23 protein-coding genes are annotated in these 23,982 nt (G+C 41.5%); 15 read left to right on the top strand and 8 right to left on the bottom strand.

Annotation, left to right across the window (positions count from 1 at the left end):
• Positions 1-74 precede the first annotated feature (74 nt).
• The 5 genes from ACSBQP_RS16460 (at position 75) to ACSBQP_RS16480 (ending at position 6,655) form a co-directional block, all read left to right on the top strand.
• Positions 75-1,670, top strand: a complete 1,596-nt coding sequence (locus ACSBQP_RS16460; protein WP_035391373.1) for a sensor histidine kinase — start codon at positions 75-77, stop codon at positions 1,668-1,670.
• A 3-nt stretch (positions 1,671-1,673) separates the two neighbouring features.
• Positions 1,674-2,372, top strand: coding sequence for a response regulator (locus ACSBQP_RS16465; RefSeq protein ID WP_144667956.1), 699 nt, complete (start codon positions 1,674-1,676; stop codon positions 2,370-2,372).
• 2 nt (positions 2,373-2,374) lie between these two features.
• Positions 2,375-3,352, top strand: coding sequence for a tripartite tricarboxylate transporter substrate-binding protein (locus ACSBQP_RS16470; RefSeq protein WP_017358771.1), 978 nt, complete (start codon positions 2,375-2,377; stop codon positions 3,350-3,352).
• A 191-nt stretch (positions 3,353-3,543) separates the two neighbouring features.
• Positions 3,544-4,842 carry a citrate:proton symporter gene (locus ACSBQP_RS16475; protein ID WP_008341779.1) on the top strand — a complete coding sequence of 433 codons (1,299 nt, stop codon included), beginning with the start codon at positions 3,544-3,546 and terminating at the stop codon, positions 4,840-4,842.
• A 181-nt stretch (positions 4,843-5,023) separates the two neighbouring features.
• Entirely contained in the window at positions 5,024-6,655 is a 1,632-nt protein-coding gene (locus tag ACSBQP_RS16480) for a M14 family metallopeptidase (protein WP_017358772.1), read from the top strand.
• 73 nt (positions 6,656-6,728) lie between these two features.
• On the opposite strand, the gene ACSBQP_RS16485 is transcribed toward ACSBQP_RS16480, so the two are convergent.
• Positions 6,729-7,214 (bottom strand): phenolic acid decarboxylase, encoded by a 486-nt coding sequence (locus tag ACSBQP_RS16485; protein ID WP_008341777.1) that lies wholly within the window; start codon positions 7,212-7,214, stop codon positions 6,729-6,731.
• A 113-nt stretch (positions 7,215-7,327) separates the two neighbouring features.
• Between ACSBQP_RS16485 and ACSBQP_RS16490 the strand changes: the two genes are divergently transcribed.
• The 3 genes from ACSBQP_RS16490 to ACSBQP_RS16500 all read left to right on the top strand — a co-directional run bounded on the left by ACSBQP_RS16490 (position 7,328) and on the right by ACSBQP_RS16500 (position 9,622).
• Complete coding sequence (locus ACSBQP_RS16490) at positions 7,328-7,885, top strand: PadR family transcriptional regulator (protein ID WP_017366806.1); 558 nt, start codon at positions 7,328-7,330, stop codon at positions 7,883-7,885.
• Between the two features lie 104 nt (positions 7,886-7,989).
• Positions 7,990-9,096 (top strand): nitric oxide synthase oxygenase, encoded by a 1,107-nt coding sequence (locus ACSBQP_RS16495; protein WP_058214353.1) that lies wholly within the window; start codon positions 7,990-7,992, stop codon positions 9,094-9,096.
• Between the two features lie 100 nt (positions 9,097-9,196).
• Positions 9,197-9,622, top strand: coding sequence for a hypothetical protein (locus ACSBQP_RS16500; RefSeq protein ID WP_058214352.1), 426 nt, complete (start codon positions 9,197-9,199; stop codon positions 9,620-9,622).
• Between the two features lie 14 nt (positions 9,623-9,636).
• Here the strand turns inward: ACSBQP_RS16500 and ACSBQP_RS16505 are convergent, their stop codons facing one another.
• Positions 9,637-9,909: an acylphosphatase gene (locus tag ACSBQP_RS16505; protein ID WP_035391366.1), complete on the bottom strand. Its 273-nt coding sequence runs from the start codon at positions 9,907-9,909 to the stop codon at positions 9,637-9,639.
• Positions 9,910-10,031: 122 nt separating this feature from the next.
• On the opposite strand from ACSBQP_RS16505, the gene ACSBQP_RS16510 reads away from it, so the two are divergent.
• On the top strand, positions 10,032-10,682 hold the full coding sequence (locus ACSBQP_RS16510; RefSeq protein ID WP_035391364.1) for an MOSC domain-containing protein: 651 nt from the start codon (positions 10,032-10,034) through the stop codon (positions 10,680-10,682).
• A 41-nt stretch (positions 10,683-10,723) separates the two neighbouring features.
• Here ACSBQP_RS16510 and ACSBQP_RS16515 read toward each other — a convergent pair whose 3' ends face one another.
• From ACSBQP_RS16515 to map, 3 genes are all read right to left on the bottom strand, one after another.
• The gene (locus ACSBQP_RS16515) at positions 10,724-10,861 is read right to left on the bottom strand and encodes a YflJ family protein (protein WP_008341771.1); all 138 of its coding nucleotides are present in this window, start codon (positions 10,859-10,861) and stop codon (positions 10,724-10,726) included.
• Positions 10,862-10,995: 134 nt separating this feature from the next.
• On the bottom strand, positions 10,996-11,157 hold the full coding sequence (locus ACSBQP_RS16520; protein ID WP_008341770.1) for a hypothetical protein: 162 nt from the start codon (positions 11,155-11,157) through the stop codon (positions 10,996-10,998).
• 262 nt (positions 11,158-11,419) lie between these two features.
• Positions 11,420-12,169: a type I methionyl aminopeptidase gene (gene map / locus ACSBQP_RS16525; RefSeq protein ID WP_217816625.1), complete on the bottom strand. Its 750-nt coding sequence runs from the start codon at positions 12,167-12,169 to the stop codon at positions 11,420-11,422.
• 190 nt (positions 12,170-12,359) lie between these two features.
• Here map and nagE point away from each other — a divergent pair, with 190 nt between their 5' ends.
• Positions 12,360-13,724: an N-acetylglucosamine-specific PTS transporter subunit IIBC gene (gene nagE, locus ACSBQP_RS16530; protein ID WP_008341768.1), complete on the top strand. Its 1,365-nt coding sequence runs from the start codon at positions 12,360-12,362 to the stop codon at positions 13,722-13,724.
• A gap of 18 nt (positions 13,725-13,742) precedes the next feature.
• Here the strand turns inward: nagE and ACSBQP_RS16535 are convergent, their stop codons facing one another.
• Positions 13,743-14,501: a DUF817 domain-containing protein gene (locus ACSBQP_RS16535; RefSeq protein WP_217816626.1), complete on the bottom strand. Its 759-nt coding sequence runs from the start codon at positions 14,499-14,501 to the stop codon at positions 13,743-13,745.
• 194 nt (positions 14,502-14,695) lie between these two features.
• Between ACSBQP_RS16535 and ACSBQP_RS16540 the strand changes: the two genes are divergently transcribed.
• Complete coding sequence (locus tag ACSBQP_RS16540; protein WP_007496570.1) at positions 14,696-15,199, top strand: DoxX family protein; 504 nt, start codon at positions 14,696-14,698, stop codon at positions 15,197-15,199.
• A 42-nt stretch (positions 15,200-15,241) separates the two neighbouring features.
• On the opposite strand, the gene ACSBQP_RS16545 is transcribed toward ACSBQP_RS16540, so the two are convergent.
• Complete coding sequence (locus tag ACSBQP_RS16545; protein ID WP_435028637.1) at positions 15,242-15,829, bottom strand: YjgB family protein; 588 nt, start codon at positions 15,827-15,829, stop codon at positions 15,242-15,244.
• Between the two features lie 101 nt (positions 15,830-15,930).
• Positions 15,931-17,910: an LTA synthase family protein gene (locus tag ACSBQP_RS16550; RefSeq protein ID WP_017366816.1), complete on the bottom strand. Its 1,980-nt coding sequence runs from the start codon at positions 17,908-17,910 to the stop codon at positions 15,931-15,933.
• 578 nt (positions 17,911-18,488) lie between these two features.
• Here ACSBQP_RS16550 and ACSBQP_RS16555 point away from each other — a divergent pair.
• The 4 genes from ACSBQP_RS16555 (at position 18,489) to treP (ending at position 23,968) form a co-directional block, all read left to right on the top strand.
• Entirely contained in the window at positions 18,489-20,147 is a 1,659-nt protein-coding gene (locus ACSBQP_RS16555) for a pyridoxal phosphate-dependent decarboxylase family protein (RefSeq protein WP_008341763.1), read from the top strand.
• Between the two features lie 31 nt (positions 20,148-20,178).
• Complete coding sequence (locus ACSBQP_RS16560) at positions 20,179-21,903, top strand: methyl-accepting chemotaxis protein (protein ID WP_216099529.1); 1,725 nt, start codon at positions 20,179-20,181, stop codon at positions 21,901-21,903.
• A gap of 82 nt (positions 21,904-21,985) precedes the next feature.
• Entirely contained in the window at positions 21,986-22,372 is a 387-nt protein-coding gene (locus ACSBQP_RS16565; RefSeq protein ID WP_008341761.1) for a DUF1992 domain-containing protein, read from the top strand.
• A 162-nt stretch (positions 22,373-22,534) separates the two neighbouring features.
• Entirely contained in the window at positions 22,535-23,968 is a 1,434-nt protein-coding gene (gene treP, locus ACSBQP_RS16570; RefSeq protein WP_035703666.1) for a PTS system trehalose-specific EIIBC component, read from the top strand.
• Positions 23,969-23,982 lie beyond the last annotated feature (14 nt).

Below are 23,982 nucleotides of genomic sequence, written 5' to 3' on the forward strand. Positions count from 1 at the left end.
ATGAGAAAAAATGATATGATTTTCTTAGAGTCTATTCGGGTGAATCTACTGAATTAGGGGTTGTGGCGGTGAGGATGGGCAAAAGGAAAGTCACTTTACAAACAAAAATTTTGGGGTTAATTATTGGTCTTTTACTTGTTGTTATTGCCTTATTGACCATTTGTTTTGGTTTTTTGCAGACATCAGAAAGGCAGAGTCAAGCTGAACAGCTGGCGGTGCAAACTGCTAGAACGATATCTTATATGCCGCCCATTAAAACATCGGTGGCCACGGGAGATTCGCAAAATGAAGAACAGGCTGTGCTTGAGCAAATGAAGGAGCAAGTAAGAGCGCATGCCATTTTTATCACCAATCAAAAAGGAAAGGTTCTTTTTCATACGAATCATGAGGATGTAGGGAAAACCATCAGTGTGTCGGAAGGAAGAAGTACACTGCTATTTGGAGGAACTTCCATATCAATGGGTGATTCTGATGGTGAAACCGTTGTCAGAGGAAGTGCTCCGATTATGAAAGAAACTGGCAGTCATGAAGAAATTATTGGGACCGTCAGCGTCGAATTTTTAAAAAGAGATATCGATCAAGCGACAGCTCATCAACTCTTCAAATTAAGTTATATTGCCCTTCTTGTGCTCTTGCCTGGGGTTTTTGGAGCGATTTTTTTAACAAGGAGTATTCGAAAAGATATATTAGGGCTTGAACCGCATGAAATTGCTTCATTATATCGAGAAAGAGAAGCGATGCTGCATGCGATTAAAGAGGGAATCATTGCATTTGACCGTAAAGGTGCCATTACGATGATGAATACGTCAGCTGAACAGATGCTACGCGTCTCTTCAACGCTGCCTCTTCATATTGATCAAGTGTTGCCAAATGCCAATCTTCTTTCCTATCTAAAGGTAGAGACGATTGAACCTAACATAGAATCAGTCGTCAATGATAAAACCTTCGTGCTAAATGTCAAAAAAGTGGTGCAGGACAATCGAGTATTTGGAGGAATTGTGAGCTTCAGGGAGAAAACCGAGCTGACAAAGCTGCTGGATACATTGACAGAGGTCAGTCAATATTCAGAAGACCTTAGAGCACAAACACACGAATTTTCGAATAAGCTGTACGCTATTTTAGGCTTGCTTGAGTTGAAACAAGTGGATGAAGCCATTGAGTTAATTAAAGAAGAGTATACACTTCAAAATCGCCAGCATGATTTACTCATGAAGCAAATTCGCTCTCCGAAGATACAAGCCATTTTACTTGGGAAGTTAGGAAAGGCATCTGAGAAAAAGGTCCATTTTCACATTGATGAAAATAGTTCATTGGAGCCGCTCCCAGCCCATTTGAGTTTATCTCACTTTATTACCATCATTGGCAATCTCGTAGATAATGCGTTTGAGGCTGTATTGAATAAGGAGACAAGAGAAGTCAGCTTGTTCATCACAGATATTGGATTTGATATTATCATAGAGGTATCTGATTCAGGGGACGGTGTAGATGAAGGAGCCATTTCACAACTTTTCACAAGAGGACATTCATCAAAGGGAGAAGGGCGAGGTTATGGACTTGCCAATGTCAAAGAAGTGCTAGATGAACTTGGGGGCTGGATTGAAGTTGCGAACCAAAAAGAAGGTGGTGCCATCTTCACTGTTTACATACCGAAAGGCACAAAGGGGGAATAGGTTGTGATCAAGGTACTCATTGCGGAAGATGATTTTCGAATCGCTGCGATTCATGAATCTTATATACAAAAGGTACAAGGCTTTCAAGTGGCCGGCAAGGCAAAGAGTGCAAAGGATCTGTGGGAGGCACTTCAAAAAGAACAAGTGGATCTCATTTTACTTGATGTCTACATGCCTGATGAGCTCGGCACGAACCTTTTGCCGCTGTTAAGAGAGCGCCATCCTGAAGTGGATGTGATCATTATCACGGCTGCAACGGAAACGATGCTGTTAAGAGACGCATTGCATTATGGAGTGGTTCATTATTTAATCAAACCAGTGACCGCCCAAAAATTCACGCAGGTTTTAACCGAATATAAAGAGAAGAGAGAGTTAATCAATTCAAAAGAGGAAGTCAATCAAACGATGATTGATCTGTTTTTTGGTCAGATGCAGGAAGAATCGCAGCAAAAGGATGAGCGAGACTTGCCAACAGGCATTAATTCATTGACTTTGGACAAAGTGAAAACATTCATGGCAACAGAGATGAACGGAATTACAGCGGAAGAACTCGGAGAAAAAATGGGCGCATCACGCACAACAGCAAGACGATACGTAGAGTATCTTGTGACAACGGGAGAATGCCGGGCAGAGCTGGCGTATGGAATCATTGGTAGACCAGAACGGAAATATTATCCCGCCAAAAAACAAACGGAGTCATAAAAATGAAAAAAGGAATACTCTTACTCATTTTGGTCTGCCTTTGTACAACGCTCACCTTTAATGAAAAAACAGCAAAAGATTCTTTTCTGGAGCACAGCCCATTATACATTGTGGTATCAGGTGTACCTGACGGCGGATTTGACCAAACGGCTCAAGTGATGAAAACCGTACTAGAACAAGAAAAACTAGTGGAAGAGCCTGTGCATATTCTTTATCAAAGAGGCGGAACGGTTGATAAAGGATGGACCTATATGATGGAGCGAGATGCCAATTATATTAGTTTAAATTCAAGCTTATTATTAAGCCGTAATTTGCTGGGCAGCAGTAACGTGACCATGAATGATGTTACCCCGCTTGCTATTCTTGCGGAAGAGTGGCAGGTAGTCGCAGTGCCAGTTGATTCTCCTTTCTCAAATGGAAAGGAGCTATTACACGCACTAAAAAAGAAACCGGATTCCTTAAAAATTGGGTTTGCCCCGGACTTTGGAAATGATGATCAAATCTCATTCGCACGGGCTGCCGAAATGGCAGGGATAGATCCGTACCGCATTCAGTTTTTAAAATTTGATAGTGCAGATGATTTATTCCAAGCACTCATTGACCATGAGGTAGATGCGGCGACTACGACCATTACAGAGGTTCGCCATGATTATGAAAAGAAAAGGTTGAAGCTCGTCGCAACCACAACGAATCAGCGTTTAGAAGGATTCAAAGACGTGCCCACTTGGAAAGAACAAGGGATTCCGCTCATCTTCTCTCATTGGCGTGGTGTGATGGGACCAAAGCAAATGAATCAGCACGACATTCGAGCATGGGATCAGCTTCTTCAAAAAATGACGCAAACGAAGTCATGGAAAAAGCAGTTAAAACAAAAAGGCTGGACAGGCCGTTATATGAATAGTAAAGAAGCAAAGGTCTTTATGGAAGATCAATTAAGGCGTTATGAGCAATTTATACAAGGAGAGCAAGCGGTCAAATGAGACCGCTTTTTTTCATGGAACCAACAAACAACAACAATTGCACAAAATGAACAAAAAGCATTTATCGACCAAAAAAGAATTAAAATTCATAATATTTACTTCAATTCAGGCGTCAGATATCATGACAGAAAGGGTTGGAAATGGGATACCAACATTTAATGAAAGCGTATACAACATAAGGGGTGAACGAAATGTTAGCGATCTTAGGATTTCTTATGATGATTGTATTTATGGTTTTAATTATGACGAAACGTATGTCTGTTTTAACGGCATTGGTATTAACACCGATTGCATTTGCTCTTATTGCAGGTTTTCATTTTACAGAAATTTCAGACATGATTGTCAAAGGTGTACAGCAAGTTGCTCCAACGGCGGTCATGATCATGTTTGCCATTTTGTACTTCGGGATTATGATTGATGCAGGTTTATTCGATCCAATGGTGGCGAAAATTTTAAAGATCGTCAAAGGCGATCCATTAAAAATTGTTGTCGGAACAGCCGTCCTGACGATGCTTGTCGCACTTGACGGTGATGGAACCACAACGTACATGATTACAACAACAGCCATGCTTCCGTTATTTACACTGCTTGGCATTCGTCCGATTATTTTAGCGGGTATCGCCGGAGTCGGCATGGGGATTATGAATACGATTCCATGGGGAGGGGCAACACCTAGAGCGGCAAGTGCACTTGGCGTTGATCCATCACTTTTATTTGGCCCGATGATTCCAGTCATTGGTGCAGGGGTTTTGAGCATGATTGTGGTGGCATACTTTCTTGGGAAGTCTGAAAGAAAACGTCTTGGTGTTATTGAGCTCGAACAGCCGATTCATGCAAATGAAATGGCAGCAGCGCTGCAAGATGATATTAAGCGACCGAAACTTTGGTGGTTTAACCTGACACTGACTTTGCTTTTGGTTCTCTTGCTTGTGTCTGGAAAAGTAAGCTTAACGGTTCTGTTTGTTCTTGCCTTCTGTGTTGCCATTATCGTGAACTATCCGAACCTTGAACAGCAGCGTGAGCGGATTGCGGCTCACTCAACCAACGTCTTAGCGATTGCTTCGATGATTTTTGCGGCAGGTGTTTTTACAGGCATCTTAACTGGGACGAAAATGGTTGATGAAATGGCGATTTCGATTGTTTCGGCTATTCCAGAGCAGCTTGGCGGGTTTATTCCAGTCATTGTCGCGCTAACAAGCGGGATCTTCACTTTCTTTATGCCGAATGATGCATACTTTTATGGGGTACTGCCGATCCTATCAGAAACAGCGGCAGCATACGGTGTCGATAAAATTGAGATTGCGAGAGCATCTATCATTGGTCAGCCGATTCATATGTTAAGCCCACTTGTTCCATCGACTCATTTACTTGTGGGACTCGTTGGGGTATCACTAGATCAGCATCAGAAATTTGGCATGAAATGGGCGGTTCTTGCAGTCGTCGCCATGACAGTGATGGCGGTTCTCATTGGGGCCATTTCGATCTGGTAATGAGAAGAGTGTCTGCTGCTCATGCAGGCACTCTTTTTTAGGTCCTATTGCAGGGCAACATCCATTCATTTGCCCTATATAAAGACATGCATGATTCCTCCAAAAGATATATTTTTGAAAAATGCTGACACTTTTGCTGTTTTTTTCTTTATAATGCAAATCAACGAAGGGAGAGGATAGCATGTCCAAACAGAAAAGTACCATTCTTTTTGCTGCTGTATGCCTCATGGCAGGAAGTTTGTCGATGGTGACCCCAGCTTCAGCGAATGCAGAGACCACTTATTATGGAAAAAGCTATGAGCAGCCAGCCTCGGTTCAAAAACTGTATCCTGAGCCTGACGAAACGTTTGATACCCCTGCCTTTCAGAAAAAAGGAGAAGCATTTACCACACAAGAAGAGCTTCAAGATTTTTTACGTGACATTGTCAGTAAAAGTCCTTACGCCACGCAGAAACAGATTGGAACATCCATTGAAGGAAGGTCCATTCCAGCCCTCTATTTTACAAAGGATCGTCACATCTCTCCACTGTCAAAAAAGCCAACGATCTGGCTTCAAGCACAAATACACGGAAATGAACCAGCCTCCGGTGAATCTGCCCTTGTCATCGCCAAACGACTAGCAGGTGATGAAGGAGAGCGTATCCTGAGCCATGTCAACGTCATCATTGTTCCAAGAATCAATCCAGATGGTTCTTATGCATTTGACCGCAGGCTTGCAAACGGAATGGATGGCAACCGTGACCACATGACATTAGAATCTCCAGAGCTGACAGCCCTTCATCAAGAATTTAATCGCTTTGCGCCCGAGGTCGTCATCGATGCCCATGAATATGATGTTGGTCAAAAGCAGTTTGAAGACATCGGTGCATCAGGTGCACTCAAGTATCACGATTTGCTGATATTATCCGGTAAGAATTTGAACATTCCTGAAAGTATTCGTTTCACGTCAAATGAATTGTACGTCAACGGAGTGCGTGAAGCATTGACGAATAAAGGATTTTCCAACGATTTATATTATACAAACACAAGAGGGAAGGACGGAAAAATCGATCTTTATGAAGGCGGAACTGATGCACGAATTGGCCGAAATGCCCTAGCGCTTTCACCAGCTTTATCCTTTCTCGTAGAAAGCAGAGGGATTGGAATTGGCAGAGAGGACTTTACCCGGCGCGTGGCAGCACAAGTCACCACTCATGAAAAAATCATTGAGACAACAGTGAAGCATGCTAAGCAGGTGAAGCAGCAAATGGTGACGGAGCGGCTGAAACTTGTGAAAAAAGGTCTTCAACCAAACGATGATGATCAAGTAGTCATTCAAGATGCTTTCAAGGCGCCTGTGAACGATTCACTTGAAATGGTGGATATTGAGAAAGGACAAACCACCAATGTCCCAGTGCGTTTTCATAGTGCAAGTGATGCGGTTCCTGTATTGACAAGAGAACGGCCGACAGCTTATCTCATTCTCCCAGGACATGAAGGAGTAGATAGAAAGCTCAGAACTTTAGGGTTAAAAAGTGTGACACTGCCTGTTGGCATGAAAGTGCCAGTACAAGCCTATGAGGTGACAAAACGAGTGGAAACAAGCAAAACAGATATTCAGGTTGAAACGAGACTCGTTGAAAAGAAACGTCAGCTGCCAAAAGGAACAAAGGTATATGTGACTGCACAGCCAGAGACCAATTTGTTGTCACTTGCCCTTGAACCAGAATCAAAAGACAGTTATATGTCATCGGGTTTTATTGCATCAAAAGTAGGCGATGAACTACCAGTTTACCGATTCTTGTTATCTCAAAAGACGTTAGGTATGAAATAAAAAGGACTAAAATCAAGTTCATTTTAGTCCTTTGTCAACCATCCTAGAAGCGGCACAGTGCGTGCCGCTTTTTCTATTTTCGTCCAGCTCTGATCTCATCGGTCATGCCTTCATACGGTGCTTCTGCGATAATCGTTTCATCGTTTACCCCAGCATGGTGGATGTACGTAATGTCTGCGAATTCTGGTACGACATACTTCGGATAGGTTTCATATTTTTCACGGGATTCTTTCATGAGGTCGATATAGTCATTTTGATAGCAAACGGTGATATCTGGACGTTCATGCACCCATTTTGGGAAGAAAATGACCCCATGCATGCGTTTCTCCTCAGGCATAAAGTTTAAAGACACGTCTGTCCCAGTCGGTTCCGTCCAGGAAACTTTGTATACCCCTTTTGTCAGCTTCACAATATTCACTTCTTGATCACGAACCCAGCGGCCTCCAACCATTCCGCTATGAATGCGGTAATCGATGGTGTGATCGTTTTTAATGTAAATCTCATATTCCCAGCCATTTTCATACGTATAAATCATATGAAGTCCAACGAATTGATCCATGTTTATTCCTTCTTTCAATTAAAATGATGTTGTTTCAAACATGTCATGATTTACATGTTTATTTTAGGGTGTATGGTATACTATTGTCAAAGAATATGCGTTGGAGGCATGTCATGAGAGTACTGAAATATGCCATTCTTGGCTTACTAGATCAGCGTGAGCTGACAGGATACGATATGAAGAAACACTTTGAAGATTCCCTTGGACAGTTTTGGAGTGCGAAGCATAGTCAAATATACCCTGAATTAAAGCGGCTAACAGAAGAGGGTTTTATTGAATTTGATATTCACATACAAGGAAAGAAGCTAGAGAAGAAGGTTTATCAAATCACTGATGCAGGAAAAAGAGAACTGCATCAGTGGTTAAGGAAAAAAGGCCCGATTCCAGACACAACAAAAGATGAATTTATGTTAAAAACGTTCTTTATCTCATCTATGGATCAAAAAGAAGCGGCCGGTCTCTTCTCACATCAGCTGCAGGAGCGAACAAAGAAAGTAGAGATGCTTGAACAGAAACTGAACATTTTAACAGAAGAAGATCCATCTGCCCAATCACTGCATTCAACACAATTCGGGCATTATTTAGTGCTGACAAGAGCAATTGAAAGGGAAAAAGGGTATGTTCGCTGGCTCCAAAAGACCCTTGAAGTCATTGATTCATCCATTGTCTAAGGACAATCGTCGCACGATATGATAAAAAATGGTTTGAAACAAGTGAATTTATTAATAGAAACCGCTACAATGGATATATTCGTATTAAAGTGAGGCGAGTATGTTTGAGTAACCAAGAAGCGTTGTGGAATGAAGCAGAAGCTTTTATTTCTGTATGCTATGAAGAATTAGGCAAGTCAAATGAAGAAAAAGCAGCACGTCTGCATGAAATAAAAAAAGAAATTGAGTCTGACGGCATGTATACTCATACGCAGGAAGAATTAGCTCACGGGGCAAAAATGGCATGGCGCAACAGTAACCGGTGCATTGGGCGCTTGTTTTGGTCAACACTGCATGTGCATGACTGCCGGCACGTGACAACAGAAGATGAGGTGAAAGAGGCACTCTTTCATCATATTGAGTATGCGACAAATGGGGGTAAAATCAAACCTTCCATTACCATCTTCCCACCAGAGAATAAGGGACGGAAGGAAGTCGTTATTTATAATCATCAGCTCGTTCGTTATGCGGGATATGAGTCGGAATATGGCATCATTGGGGACGAGGCATCACTTGAATTAACCAAGTTGTGTGAAGCGCATGGCTGGAAAGGCGAAGGCACGCATTTTGACCTTCTGCCACTGATGTTTCAGCTAAAAGATCAGCCGCCGGTTCTGTATGATCTTCCGAAAGAGATCGTTCAAGAGGTAGAGATCACCCATCCTGAATATGATGGATTCGGTGATTTAGGACTGAAATGGTATGCTGTTCCGATTATTGCTGATATGAAATTAGAAATTGGTGGCATTCATTACAATGCGGCACCGTTTAATGGATGGTATATGGGAACAGAAATTGGCGCACGAAATCTAGCTGACGAAAACCGCTACAATATGCTGAAAAAAGTCGCTTCTATTTTAGGGCTCGATACAACAAAAAATTCGTCACTTTGGAAAGACAAAGCCATTGTCGAATTGAATGTCGCGGTTCTGCACTCTTATCGCGAGGCAGGGGTAACCATTGTAGATCACCATACAGCAGCCCATCAATTCAAGCAGTTTGAAAAACAGGAAGAAAAGGCTGACCGTAAGCTGACTGGTGATTGGACATGGCTGATTCCGCCAGTATCACCAGCTGCTACGCATATCTTCCATCGTCACTATGACAATACGATCGTGAAACCGAATTATTTTTATCAGGAAAAACCCTACCACGGGACGGAAAGAGCCTAGCGAAAAGCTAGGTTTTTTTGTATGAAATGAGTCTTTTGAATGTTGTTTGATTTGGAAAATGATGGTTTAATGGCGATGAAATCAAAAAGGGGGAATATAGATGAAAAAAATGACGTTGCTCATATTTTTGGCTGTATTCAGTTTCAACGGATTTCTACCACTAGGTGATGAAAGAGCTAAAGCAACGACTGGAGCAATGGTTCAGAATGACATCGATTTAAAGGTGACAACCGATCGTTCAACTTATACTTCGCTTCATCCTCAGGTCAACGTCAACATGACCGCAACAACAAATGAAACACTTTATTATACAGCTGCTGTTCGAAAACTTACTTTCCCAGTGACACCAGTCTTTACACACGAAGGGTCTATCTCTGGACAAAACGCTTTTGCAGCACCTACTCGTTTATTACTTCCTAACAGTGGATCAGCCAACTATGATGTTCATGTGAGTCTCTACAAAGATGCTTCACGTACAACCTTGATTGGTTATGATGTTGCAAACCCATTTACTGTTGTGAAATAAAGGATACACATCAACTATCCTTTAATCCGAAAGTCTTGATAATGGGCGAACTTGGTGAGCGGCTCCATGTCCAAATGTGTGACTTTTGAAAAAGGACTACCTTTACGGACGGTCTCTAAAAAGTCAAACACCTCCTGCTGCTCTCCTTCTACTTTTAACTCCACGTGACCCTCATCTGTGTTGCGTACCCAGCCTTTTATCCCTCGATTGACGGCTTCTCCTTGAACAAAATAACGAAAGCCGACTCCTTGCACTCGTCCTTTTACAATAGCGTGATAATGAACCAATGTCATCTCTCCTTTTTTCTCATCGTACCATAACCTGTCTCGTTCCTTCACGTACCGACTATGATTTGACTGTCAAACCATGTAAAATAAAAGCAATCAGACAATCAAAGGAGATGGCGAGAGTGGGGCAGACAAGGTACGACATCGAAGGAATTCAAGTAGGACAACCTATCACCACCTATGTGAATGGTAAAGAAATCAAAACAGCCATCAACAAAAAGCGTATTCACAAGCCTGTCTATTTGAGTCAGCTCAATTTTGGTGGAGACGGACAAGGTGATTTGGTTCATCATGGAGGTTATGATAAAGCCGTTTGCGTCTTTCCATATGATCACTATACTTATTTTGAGCAATTTTTAGGGGTGCCGTTACAGGAGGCAGCCTTCGGTGAGAACGTGACCGTGCATCAGCTTGTAGAGACAGAAGTCCGTATTGGAGATGTATTTCAGTTTGGGGAAGCGATTGTTGAGGTCAGCCAGCCAAGACAGCCATGTGTGAAGCTCTCTCTTAAGCATGGAAACATGAAGCTTGTGAAGGAAGTGCAGCAAACGGGATATACCGGTTTTTATTTGCGTGTGCTGAAAGAAGGAATGGTCTCTCCTGATGAAGCTCTTGTGTTAGTCGAAAAAGCGCCCCATTCCATCACAGTCCACGAAGTCAATGAAGTCAAATACCGTCAAGTAGATCAAAACAGGCTGAAAGCAGTTCTTGAAGTAGATGCCTTAGCAGATGTGGTCAGGAAGTCTTTAGAAAAACGTGTTCAGCCCATATAAAAAAGCCGTACATCTGATATGGATGTACGGCTTTTCAACATTTAAGAGCTCGTTTTCTTTTGCTCAAGAAGATTTGCAAGGAAATAAGTTTTAAAGCTTTGAAGCTTTCTTCCTTCATGCTTGGTCACACCAAGCTTCTTTAATTCTTCGACATACCAGCCTTTGCTACCATAATGCATGATAGAAAACTCCTTTCAATGGAAACTGCCTGCATTGTAACATCTCAAAAAAGGACGTGAAAAGTGTGCAGGTGTTTAGAAATGAAAACTGATTCTATCTGCCTATGATCCATGTATATGCTGGAAATAATCATTTATGAATTTGGCGGGTTGAGGGTAACGATGATCATGCCCACTGTCATAATCATGATGACAATCCCGAGGTAGGTCATCATGGATTGTTTTTTCTTAATACCTACAACCGTTAAAATAATACTTTCAATAAAGAAGATAACACCGATGATGATGAACCACATATCAAATAAGACCCCTTTCGCATATCTTTGCCTATTTTACCACAGGCATTTTTGTTTAGTCGTGACAGATTCGTGAAAGGGATTGCAGATTGTTGAGAAAGGGCTAAAATGAACTTGATTTTAGCCCTTTGTCTTCTCTTCAGCGTGATAGAAAACCTTTGAAGTCTAGGAAGGACGAGTACTGGCGCGCAGGACTGACACCGAATGCGAGGGTTTGTCTACACGCTAAAATCCCCTCCAGTGAAGGAGGGGACCCGCTTGCTTACAGCTTTGTTAAAATAATCGGTTCGTCTTTTGTGATCACAATCGTATGTTCAATCTGTGCGACCAGGCTCTTATCAGGTGTTTTAAATGTCCAGCCGTCATCCGCTTGATAAATCGACTCGGCATTTGTTGAAATGAAAGGTTCAAAGGCGATGACAGTCCCATTCTTAAACAAAGCATTATCGAATGGATCATAATAGTTCAAAATATGGTTAGGTGCTTCATGCAGGCTTTTCCCAATGCCGTGTCCTGTCAGGTTTTTAATGACGGTAAATCCTTGTTCTTTGGCTGTATTGTAGACCGCACGACCAATTTGATTTTGTCTTTTTCCGGCTTTCGCATGCTTTAATCCTTCATGGAATGCATCCTCTGCACACTGGCATAATGCTTCAAGACGAGCATCTCCTGTGCCTAAAACGAATGAAATCCCAGTATCGGAATAATATCCATCAAGCTCTGCTGAGATATCAATATTAATGAGGTCGCCCTCTTGTAAAATGGTTTTTTCACTTGGAATGCCATGTGCGACTTCATCATTGACACTGATGCAAGTCGTACCGGGGAAATCATATTCTTTTTCAGGAGCTGAATTGGCTCCATGTTCTTCTAATATTTTTTTCCCAATCAAATCTAATTCTTTTGTAGACATGCCTGGTTTCGCTTGGCTTTTCATTTCTTCTCTTGCCAAAGCGACAATTCGGCCGACTTTTTTTAAGGCTTCTAACTCATGATCATGTTTGACAATCACTGTTCATTCCCGCTTTCTATAACTTCATTCTATTCAATAGCTTACCACATTTTACGCCAAAAGAGTAAAGGCTGAGATTTGGGTGAGATGTGGACAAATTGGTATAGATAACTAGATGTGCATATGATATATTTTTTATGAACATCATGAGAGATTTGTTCATGATGATGACGAAGGGGGGAGAAATAAGATGGTGTTTCAGTTTTTTCAAAAGTTAGGAAAATCATTTATGCTTCCAATCGCTGTGCTTCCTGCAGCGGGTATCATTTTGGCTATTGGGCGAGAAGATGTATTCAACATCCCGTTTATTCATGCGGCAGGAAATGCAATTTTTGCGAATTTGGCTTTAATTTTTGCTATGGGTGTAGCGATTGGTATTTCAAAGGATGGTAACGGAGCAGCGGCGTTATCTGGAGCGATCTCTTATTTTATTTTGTCAGCTGGTACCACGTCGATCAATTCGACCAACAATATGGGGGTATTGGGTGGTATTTTGTGCGGACTTTTGGCAGGTTACGTTTACAATAAATTTAAGGACACAAAACTGCCTGAATACTTAGGTTTCTTTAGTGGAAGACGGCTTGTGCCTATTATGACAGCACTTTTTACCATTCTATTAGCAGCCGTTTTTGGTTATGTATGGCCTCCAATTCAAAGTGTGATCAATGATTTAGGGGAGTGGATTTTAAGTCTTGGAGCAACGGGTGCCGGGCTGTTTGGCTTCTTTAACCGCTTGCTCATTCCATTAGGACTTCACCATGTGCTGAATAATCTATTTTGGTTTCAATTCGGTGAATTCAGCGGAGCGACTGGTGATTTAGCGCGGTTCTTCAAAGGCGATCCAAGTGCAGGTGTCTTTATGACTGGTTTCTTCCCAGTGATGATGTTCGGGCTGCCGGCGGCATGTCTCGCGATGGTTGTGACCGCAAAGCCTGAAAAACGAAAAGCAACAGCCGGTCTTATGATTGGAATGGCACTGACGTCATTTATTACAGGGATCACAGAACCAATTGAATTCTCATTTATGTTTTTATCTCCACTTTTATATGGTGTTCATGCGATATTAACTGGTCTTTCGCTCTTTATTGTCAACACCTTAGGCATTCATAGCGGTTTCGCTTTTTCAGCGGGTGCGATTGATTACGTTTTAAGTTTTGGAATTGCGCAAAAACCCATTCTGTTACTTGTGGTTGGGGTCATCTATGGCGTGATTTACTTTGTTGTTTTCTATTTCCTGATTAAATTGTTAAAGCTAAAAACACCGGGCAGGGAAGATGATGACATCGAAGATATTTCAGGGGATGATACACATACTGCCGGAGCAAGTATGCTCGTAGAGGGACTAGGCGGCAAAGGCAATATCACCACAATTGACCATTGTGCGACCCGTCTTCGTTTAACAGTAGAAGATACCGATTTATTAAATGAAGGTACATTGAAAAAAGCAGGTGCCAAAGGGGTACTGACGTCAGGAAAAACTTCCGTACAAATCATCATTGGAACAAATGTCGAATTTGTCGCCGATGATCTTCGTAAGGAAGTCGATCGGGACTAAAAAAAGCGTTCAGCCAGATCAAATGGGCTGAACGTTTTTTTGTTTTCGCTGTTCGATCACCAGTACAATGCTGATGACAACAAGTAAAAACCATGAACTGATTTTACCAAGATGGACGAGAGACCAAGCATGCTGCTGATTTGGATATTGCCATGCTCCTAAAAAGGTCGTGACATTTTCGGCCACCCAAATAAAAAAGCCAATCAGCAAAAACGAGATAACAAGCGGCATGCGAAAGGTCGATGAACCGACCTGAAAGGAAACGGTTGTTTTTCGAAACACAACCACTAGGAGTAATGTCAGCCACCAGCGTAGATCATAAATCCAGTGATGAGTAAAGAAATTGAGGTAAATACATAAACTGATCCCAATCGAAAGATACGGATGAGGCCATGCTTTCACCTTCACGTGAAGTCGAGTCAGTGCCTGATAAATATAGCTTGCCACGCTCGCATACATAAAACCGCTATAGAGCGGAACCCCAAAGATTTTCGTATAAGCCTCTTCAGGATAGGACCATGAACCCATATGTACTTTGTAGATTTCTAAGCCTATTCCAATCACATGAAAGAGACAAATAACCTTCAACTCTGTCAGCGTCTCAAGCCGTAGCATCAGCATGAGAAGCTGTGCCATGAGGCAAAGCAGAAGAATAACATCATATCGATGAAGAAAAGGAATAGACACGACCTTTGATAGGGCAAGCGCCGTAAAGATCATGACAGGAAATAGACAAGAGATGGCCTGTAAATAAGCAAAATGAAATAATGTTTTCATACAAAATGTAACCCCTTTTTACTGTCTGAAATAACTTAGACGGCAATAGCAAGGGGAAAGTTTACCTCGACTAGATATTCATGAACAATTTGTGAATATATATGTGAAAAGGATCACAAATGTATATTAAGTAGTATAATAAGATCATAAAGAAAATGTGAAATATTTCACATAATTTAAAAGGAGGCATCATCATGTTTACAAAATTCTTACAAACGAATGTATGGGCAGCGGTTATCCTTTTGGCAGCAAGACTTTATATCGGATGGACTTGGCTGACATCTGGTATTGGAAAACTAACAGGCGGATTCGATGCATCAGGATATTTGCAATTTGCCATAGCTGAACCTGTTGTGAAAGATGGACATCTTGTTTATCCGTTCTATGTCTGGTTTTTAGAAAATGTCGCGTTGCCAAATGCCGGACTCTTCAGTGCCATGGTCATGTGGGGAGAAATCTTAGTTGGTCTAGGACTAATTGTTGGATTGTTCACAACAACAGCAGCCTTTTTTGGAAGCGTGATGAATGTCTCTTTCTTACTAGCTGGAACCGTTTCTGTTAACCCGCTTCTTCTTCTGATCGCCGTCTTCATTATGGCAGCGAAAGGAAATGCCGGAAAACTTGGCCTTGATTATGTAGCAGGTCCAGTCCTTAAGCGAAAACTGAAAAGAAAGCCGCATTTAGAAGTGGCATCTTAATAAAAGAAAGCATCCTGAGCGAAAACTCAGGATGCTTTTTATTTAGGAACTGGCTTTGATGAGGTTAATATGCACCACAGTCAGCTCGTGCTGACTGATATCTGGATCATGTCCGACGATAAATTCGAGCTCATAATCACCGGTCTGATAAACGTATTTCTTCTCTTTTGTTTGTGGGATGGTGCTGACTGAATCTGCTGGTCCAAGCTGTTTCTTTAATAGGGAAGGAGTCATTCCTCCGATATTCGTTTCTTTTTCTACATTTGTTCCAAAATAACGGATTTCGTTAATCTTGCCTTTTTTGTCATAGTGAAAAGCAAATCCAGGGTTGCCCATCTCAGCATGATACAAATCAAAGCCGCTTTGACCCGTTTCTGGATAAGGCTGTCCTAGTTTATGCCGAACGTCTTTTTTTGTTTGAACCCCTATTTTGAGTCCTTCTGCATAGTATGGCATTTGTCCTTTATGCGCCAGCTGATAGATGCTGTTTAGCGCTGCATTCGGCCCTTGAGGAATGGACTGTTCTGCCTGCGTTTGGGTCATGGCGTGCGCTGAAATCGATGGGCTGAAAGCAAATAAGGTGGAAGAAGCGAGTGAAGCGGTCACGACAAAAGCTGCTGTTTTTTTCATGATTAATCAATCCCTCCTTCTTCAACTATACCCGGTGTCATGCGGATCAAACGTAAAAAGCCCCAGCTGATCTTGATCGGCTGGGGCTTTAAAAGAGAAAGTTATTTGGAAGACGAGCTGGATTCATCTTTGGCGGAAGAGGAATCTTTTTCATCCTGTACTTTCTTTGTATAGTCATAATCATTGCGCTCAATTGGTGTAAAGCCTTTAGGTTTGTAGAAACGGAGTAAATCTTCCGTGACAATCTTATCAGATGTCTCTAACATCTTTTTCACCGTTTCGTTTTCTTGTGATGCCTTTTCAGTCGGCTCGATTTTTTCACCTGTTTTGTTGCTGTAATAGTTGTTGCCTACTTTCGTGTAGTCCTTCGACACGAAGTCTCCATTTCTAAATGGCACAAGCTCTTTAAAGTTCTTCGATAAGATATCAGAACCAGACATTAAATAGTTCTTCGTATCATCTCCGAGCAGGTGGAGAAGGGTAGGCGCAACATCCACTTCACCAGAGTATTTATGAATCTGTCCGCCTTTTACGCCTGGCACATGGATAAAGAGCGGCACACGCATAAGCTGGGCATTTTCATAATCTCCAATTTTTTCGCCAGTCACTTTTTCCATCGCTTCATTATGGTTTTCTGAAATGCCGTAGTGGTCACCGTACATAATGACGACGGTATTGTCATAGAGACCAGATTTCTTCAAGTCATTAAAGAACTGTTCAATGGCTTCATCTAAATAATGAGCAGATTGGAAGTAGTTATCAACGACGGAGTCTCCGAAGTCGCCAGGTTCAAAATCGGTATCACCTTCATCCATACCAAATGGGAAGTGGTTTGACAGCGTAATGAATTTCGAATAAAACGGCTGTTTCAGATTTTCAAGCATTGGCATGGATTCTTTGAAGAACGGTTTGTCTTTCAATCCATAGTTCTTCGTATCTTGTTCATTCATATCGTAGTATTCAGAATCGTAAAATCTGTCATATCCAAAGGACTTAAACATTTCATTTCGGTTCCAGAACGTTTTCGTATTCCCGTGGAATTCTGCGGACGTGTATTGGTCCTTTTTCAAAATGCCAGGAAGCGCCTGATATGTGTTTTGAGCTTTGTTAATAAACACAGAGCCTTGTGATAATGGGAAAAGCCCCGTATCCATCATAAATTCCGCATCAGATGTCTTTCCTTGCCCTGTTTGATGGAAGAAATTGTCAAAATAAAACGTTTTGTTGTCATGGGCTAATGAATTTAGGAAAGGAGTGACCTCTTTTCCATTCACCTTGTAATCAATGACAAAGTTTTGCAGTGATTCAAGAGAAATTGTAATGACGTTCATGCCTTTCGCTTTCCCGTAATAAGCTGGGTTAGGATCAGCGCTGTTCGCCTTTAGATAATTCTCTACATCTGTTACGTCACTTGAATTTGCCAGGGCACGCTGGCTGTTTGATTTCACATTTTGAATGGCATCAAACACCGTAAAATTATAAGCACCCAAGTATTTGACTAAATAATTGCGGTCGAACGATCTTGATAAAAGCTCTGGGCGATCAATTTCTGCTGCGATTAAGTTGACAACAAAGATCAGAACAGAGGACACAAGAACGAGTCTAAACGATTTTGTTTTTTGAACAGGTACAGTCGTACTTGTTTGCTGCTGTCTTTTCATGCGGACTGCGAGTACGATCAAGATGATGGTATCGAGAAAGTAAAACATATCAGTCCAACGCATGAGTGAAAATGCACTATCACCTAATTGTCCGCCATTCGTTCCTGCCTGCATCACTGTAGGCAGCGTGATAAAGTCATTGAAGAATCGATAGTACACGATGTTTGCGTAAAGTAAAAAAGACATGAAAAAGTGAATCACAATGATAGCGGCAGGCTGCCATTTTTTCTTGAACAATAAAGCAAAGCCAAGAAAGAACAAGCTGGAGCTAATAGGATTCACAAAAAGCAAAATATGCTGAAGCACATTTGATATACCAAGTTTAAATTCGATTAAATAAGCTGTATACGTCTTGAGCCATAACAAGATGGCTGCAATTACAAAGAAGCCGAGGCCTCTTTTTTGAATAAATGTTTTCATTTAAACACTCCTTTTCTCCGTTAAACGGAAGAGGCGGAACGAAAGAAAACGAACCATTAGAATATACCATGAAATGCACAAATAGAAAAGTCATAACCGGTGAGCACCTAAGGCAGCCTGTCCGAGCTAGAGTTGGGAAGACATCGAAAACATTCGATTTCCGAAAAACTTTTTGTGAAATCTATCCTAATAATTACAGAAAATTCTGTATTTTTCCTGTTGCTATATCAATAAAACAGGTAAAAAGACACAAGTCTAAAGAATTAATTTGATTTCTACAATGGTGCATTTAGGCGGATTTCCAGTGTTTATTAATGTTTATGCAGGTTAAGTAAAAAAAATGAATGAATAAGCAGCTGAATTGTCTGGATAATAATTCCTTCATGGAAGTATATTAATATATTTTATTGTTTCACAAACATAATGGTTTTGATGTGTATTGTAAGGGTTTTATTCGTTTTGACGAGCGAACAAATTATCTAAATATACTTAAGCGAACAGTTCGACACTATAAACTTTTGAAACGGGGTCGATATAGACAGTGACAGGAAATCTTCCATTGAAAGGATTGATAGTATATGACTGTACGAGCACAGAACCTCGTTCAGAACTGGTTTCCGAGTGAGGACGGAAATGCAGAAGAGCGGAAAGAACTCATTAAATTAATGGAACAGATCATTTCAGGGGTCGATGACCTGAAGGATCCGAACCGTGCTCACCTAAAAGGTGAAAAGAATCGTGAGGAGGACTTTTACAAAAAGCTCACTGAAACAAGTCAAATTCCGATGAACGGACAACAAGCGGAACTTGTGAATGAAGAATTACTGAAGCTTTTACATAATCATCCATACCACACGAAGTATTTCTTCACGAACATTTTGCCAATGGCAAGTACACCAGGAATTCTAGGCATGCTGACGGCTATGCTGGTTAACGGAAACAACCTATGGGATGTGTATGGACCAGCAGGCGCAGAAGCTGAGGTCAGAGTGGTCTCAATGATGTCTAAGCTCATCGGATATGATCCAAATGTGAGCGGGGGCTACACAACATGGGGAGGTCAAGGGGCTATTTTCTCGGGGCTTCGTTTAGCAATTTCGAAAGTTGCACCGGAGTCATTACGAAAAGGTGTCCCGCAAAATCTTTATGCGTTTTGTTCTGATGCAGCACATTACAGCTTATTTAAGTCAATGGAAGCAACAGGGCTTGGCACAGACAACTTAATCAGAATTAAGACGAATAAAGATCATTCGATGGATATGGAAGATTTGCGTTGTCAAATGGAACGTGTTGCCCAAAATGGCGGAATTCCCGTTTATATTGTGGCAACAACCGGAACAACAGATGCCATTGCAATTGATGATGTAAAAGGGGTACGTGAAACGGCAGAAGCCATTGCTGAGGAGTATGGTCTCAAGGTGCCGCATATTCATGCGGATTCGGCGCTTGGTGGATTCTTTGCTTTCTTTAATGAGTATGATGTATCTGAAAACCCGCTGCAATTCTCAGACGGTGTTCTTCGTATGCTAAAAGAAATCAAAGCGAAATTCCAGCATCTTTCTCTTGCTGACACGATGTGCTTTGACTTTCAAAAGCTCGGACAAACACCGTACACATCTAGTTTATTCTTGGTGAAAAACGCTGCTGACTTAAAGCGCTTGGACCTAGAAGAACAAGAAACACCATACGTTGGACATAGAGGATACGGGGAATACCATACCGGTTATACACTGGAATGCTCAAGAATGGGAAGCTCCATCAGCATGCTAAGTGTGCTGCTAACGTTTGGAATTGAAGGATACCAGCGCTTGCTCGGTCAATTTTTAGAGGTGAACCTTGCATTTAGAGAAGCACTTCGTCAGGAAATTCCACAAGCAGAAGTCGTCAATGATGACAATGTCGGAATGGCTACATTGTTTAGAATTTACCTAGACGGCTCTCCTCGTTTTAAGGAAGAAGTGTCTGGAGAAGCAACTGCTATGGAAATTGAGCGCAACAATGATTTGAACAAAATCCTCTTTGAAAAGCTTGGAGAGAAAAGAGACGAAATGTTCTTTGGCGATACAACGAAGTTTTTACAAGTCAATGCCAAAGAAGGTCAAGAATTCTATCTAAGTGTGAGTAAATTTTTTGTGATTTCACCTTATACGTTACCGGAGCATATCCCTCATATCGTATCTTATTTAAAAGATGTGATTGCATCTGTTTGTGGACAATTTGAAAGTGTAGAGGCTTAAATTAAAATTGAGAGTGGAGATGTAGAAAAAAATGGCGAAACAAAGGAAGTTTGGGGGACTTACGATTTCCTCCAAAATCATGTCAGTCGTTGTCGTAACATTACTCGCAACCGTTGCATTATTCGTTCTAACATTTTATTTAGTTAGCCAGGATTTATCTTCCCAATTATTAAAGCAATTTGATTATCGATTAACAACAGATATTGATACAGCGAAAAAAGAAATCGATAATATGGATGGAAATGTCCTTAGCATTAGCGGGAAGGATGATCCTATTTATGTGGAGATCAAAAAGAAATTCACAGAACTACAAAAAGATCATACGCTTGAGAACTTATACGTGTTATCAAATAAGGGCGGCAAAGAAAGAATCATCGTACTAACAGGGGAAGACAATGATTTTGATCAAGATTATGTCTTTTCAGATGAAATGAAACAAGCTCTTTCTGAAGATAAAATGGTCAAAAGTGATATTTACGTTGATTCGTTCGGGACTCATAAATCCGTCTTTTTACCAATTAAAGATTCAGGCGGTGAACTCACGGGGATTTTAGGGATTGATTTAGATGCGTCTGTTGTTCCAGCAACAACGAAAAAGTTGACAATTTATATCACAGTAGCATCTGCGATTGTGCTCATCGGCGGATTACTCTTCTCATTCTTCATGGGAAGAAGAATTGCAAAACCAGCACGTTCATTAATGGAATCAGCGGATCGAATTGCAGATGGTGATTTAACTGGCATGGTAGAAGTTCAAAGTCAAGATGAGATCGGTCAATTAGCGGCTTCCTTCCAGAAAATGCAGGGACGGATCAAAGAGCTTATTGGAAAGATCTCAAACTCATCAAGTGAAGTGTCGAAAATGTCTTCACAGCTTCGCACAGTGACAACGGAATCTAGTCAAAGTGCACAACAAGTGTCAGAAGCGATGACGAATATGAGTGAAGGAATCAATGATTCAGTCGCAAACATTACAGACTGCACAACATCTGTTGCGGAAATTGATACTCAAATCGAAGGCGTGACAAAAGAAGTGGATGAAATGAAATCTGTTTCATCAGAAGTACAAGAGCAGTCAGAATCTGGTCAAAAATTGGTGCAGCATGTGCTTGAACATCTCAACATGTTACACGACATGATGACAAGCTCAAAGCAGGCGGCAGAAGAATTGCAATCACATTCAACAGAAATTGAAAGTGTCATCTCCATTATTACGGACATTTCAGCGCAAACGAATCTGCTTGCACTGAATGCTTCTATTGAAGCCGCACGTGTAGGAGAAGAAGGAAAAGGATTTGCTGTTGTGGCTGATGAAGTCCGTAAGTTAGCTGAACAGTCAGCTGATGCAGCTAAAACGGTCTCAGACTTAGTCATTGGCACACAGGAAAATAGTCAGCGTGTCCTTGAAAGCGTGGAGGAAAGCAGTAAAGCAGTGGAAGAAGGCCGTGAGCAAATGAAAGGCACCTCGCAGAACTTCGCTGGTATTTATGATGGAGTGTCTCAATTTGCAAGCAGAACGAACAATTTGCTTCAATCTATTAAGCAGGTAGAACGAGCTTATCAAACAATTTCTACATCGATTGAACAAATTTCGGTCGTGTCAGAAGAACATGCGGCAAGCTCTCAAGAAGTAGCGGCAGCAACAGAACAGCAAAGTGCTGGCATGCAGCAAATTTCAAGTGCGATTGAACAGCTCTCTGACATGTCAGAGGACTTGGCACAAATGGTATCTACTTTTAAAATCGACAAAAAATAACGAGAAAGCTGGCTCTTGTGAGAGAGTCAGCTTTTTTGCTATGCTTAACCAAAATATCAGACGATCTGAAAGGAGACGTGTCATGGATTTTGCGCAGAGATTGTCAGAAGAACGGATCAAAAAGGCGATGGACCATGGAGCTTTTGAAGGACTAGCAGGTTTTGGGAAACCTCTGCCAAAGGATGATGCTGCTCATGTACCTGAAGAACTGAGGATGGGCTATCGAATCATGAAAAATGCTGGCTTTGCAGGGGAAGAAACAGCTTTGAAAAAAGAACTAATGACGGTCAAAGAGTTACTGAAAACGAGTATAGATGGAGAAGAAAGAAAAAAACTCTCTCTCGTATGTGAGGAAAAACAAAAACGCCTTGATGAACTCACATCCAAGCGCCAAACGTTTGCTCGACCAGCCTCCTCCTTTTATAAGAATAGGGTCTACGAAAAACTAACGGAGCATAAAAAAAGATGATGACACGCTGCCTCTTTGAGCACATTGAGGGAGCTTTTTTTATGAAAGCGCTACATTTTCTTATTGACTACATGTATATACAAATATAAAATATGAAGTGAACATGTATATACAAGTTTTGATTCTTTTTTCTTATAAAAAAACGATCTCGGAGGGGATAGCATGGCTGATTATCAGGCAGCGGCAGATCAGATTGTGAAAGCCATTGGCGGCAAAGAAAACATTGATCAAGCCACACATTGTGTGACAAGACTTCGTTTTGTGCTAAAAGATGAAGCTAAGGTGGATGAGAAAGCACTAGAACAAATTGATGAAGTGAAGGGATCTTTCTCAGCGAATGGCCAATACCAAGTGGTCATTGGTCAAGGAGTGGTGAATCGGGTTTATGCCGAAATGGTCAAACAGACGGGAATCGGCGAAGCGACAAAAGAGGACGTCAAGCGTGCCTCTGATCAGAAATTAAATCCATTGCAGCGTGCGGTGAAAACGCTTGCAGATATCTTCATTCCAATCCTTCCAGCTATCGTGACAGCCGGTTTATTGATGGGGATTAATAATATTTTAACAGCTCCTGATATTTTCTTTGATCAAAAATCCATTGTGGATGTGTATCCGGCATGGGCGGATTTAGCAAATATGATCAACTTGATTGCAGGCACTGCCTTTACCTTTTTGCCAGCATTAATTGGCTGGTCGGCTGTCAAGCGGTTTGGAGGTAATCCACTTTTAGGGATGGTCCTCGGACTGATGCTTGTACATCCAGATCTGTTGAATGCGTGGGGATATGGAGCGGCGGAAAAGACAGGTGACATTCCTGTCTGGAATTTGTTTGGACTTGAAGTACAAAAGGTAGGTTACCAAGGGCAGGTTCTTCCGATACTCGTCGCCTCCTATTTACTCGCAAAGCTCGAATTATTTATAACAAAACGGACACCTGAAAGTATTCAGCTGTTAGTTGTTGCACCAATTACATTATTACTCATTGGATTTTTATCATTTATCGTCATTGGTCCCGTTACATTTGCGATCGGAAACGTTTTAACATCTGGACTCGTCACCGTATTTCAGCAATTCGCAGCACTTGGCGGTCTTTTATATGGCGGATTATATGCAGCGTTAGTCATTACAGGCATGCATCATACGTTCCTAGCAGTCGATATTCAGCTGATTAACTCAAAACTGCACGGCACGTTCCTATGGCCAATGCTCGCCCTGTCTAATATTGCTCAAGGATCAGCGGCACTTGCGATGATGTTTGTCTTAAAAGATGAAAAGCAAAAAGGGCTCTCGCTGACATCAAGTATTTCTGCTTACTTGGGCATTACTGAACCGGCGATGTTTGGGGTGAACTTGCGCTATAGATTCCCGTTTATTTTTGCCCTGATCAGTTCAGGGATAGCTGGTATGTTTATTGCCTCACAAGGGGTACTGGCAAGTTCAGTCGGCGTTGGAGGCATTCCAGGAATCTTCTCGATCATTCCGAAATATTGGGGGGCATTTGCCATCGGAATGGTGATTGTGCTGATCGTCCCATTCATTGGTACCCTTTTATATGCAAAACTTAAAAAGAAGGATGTATCACAAGAACTTAACTAGTGGTGGTGAAGGAA

The organism is Bacillus sp. G402 (assembly GCF_051172515.1).
Classification (GTDB): domain Bacteria; phylum Bacillota; class Bacilli; order Bacillales; family Bacillaceae; genus Bacillus; species Bacillus altitudinis.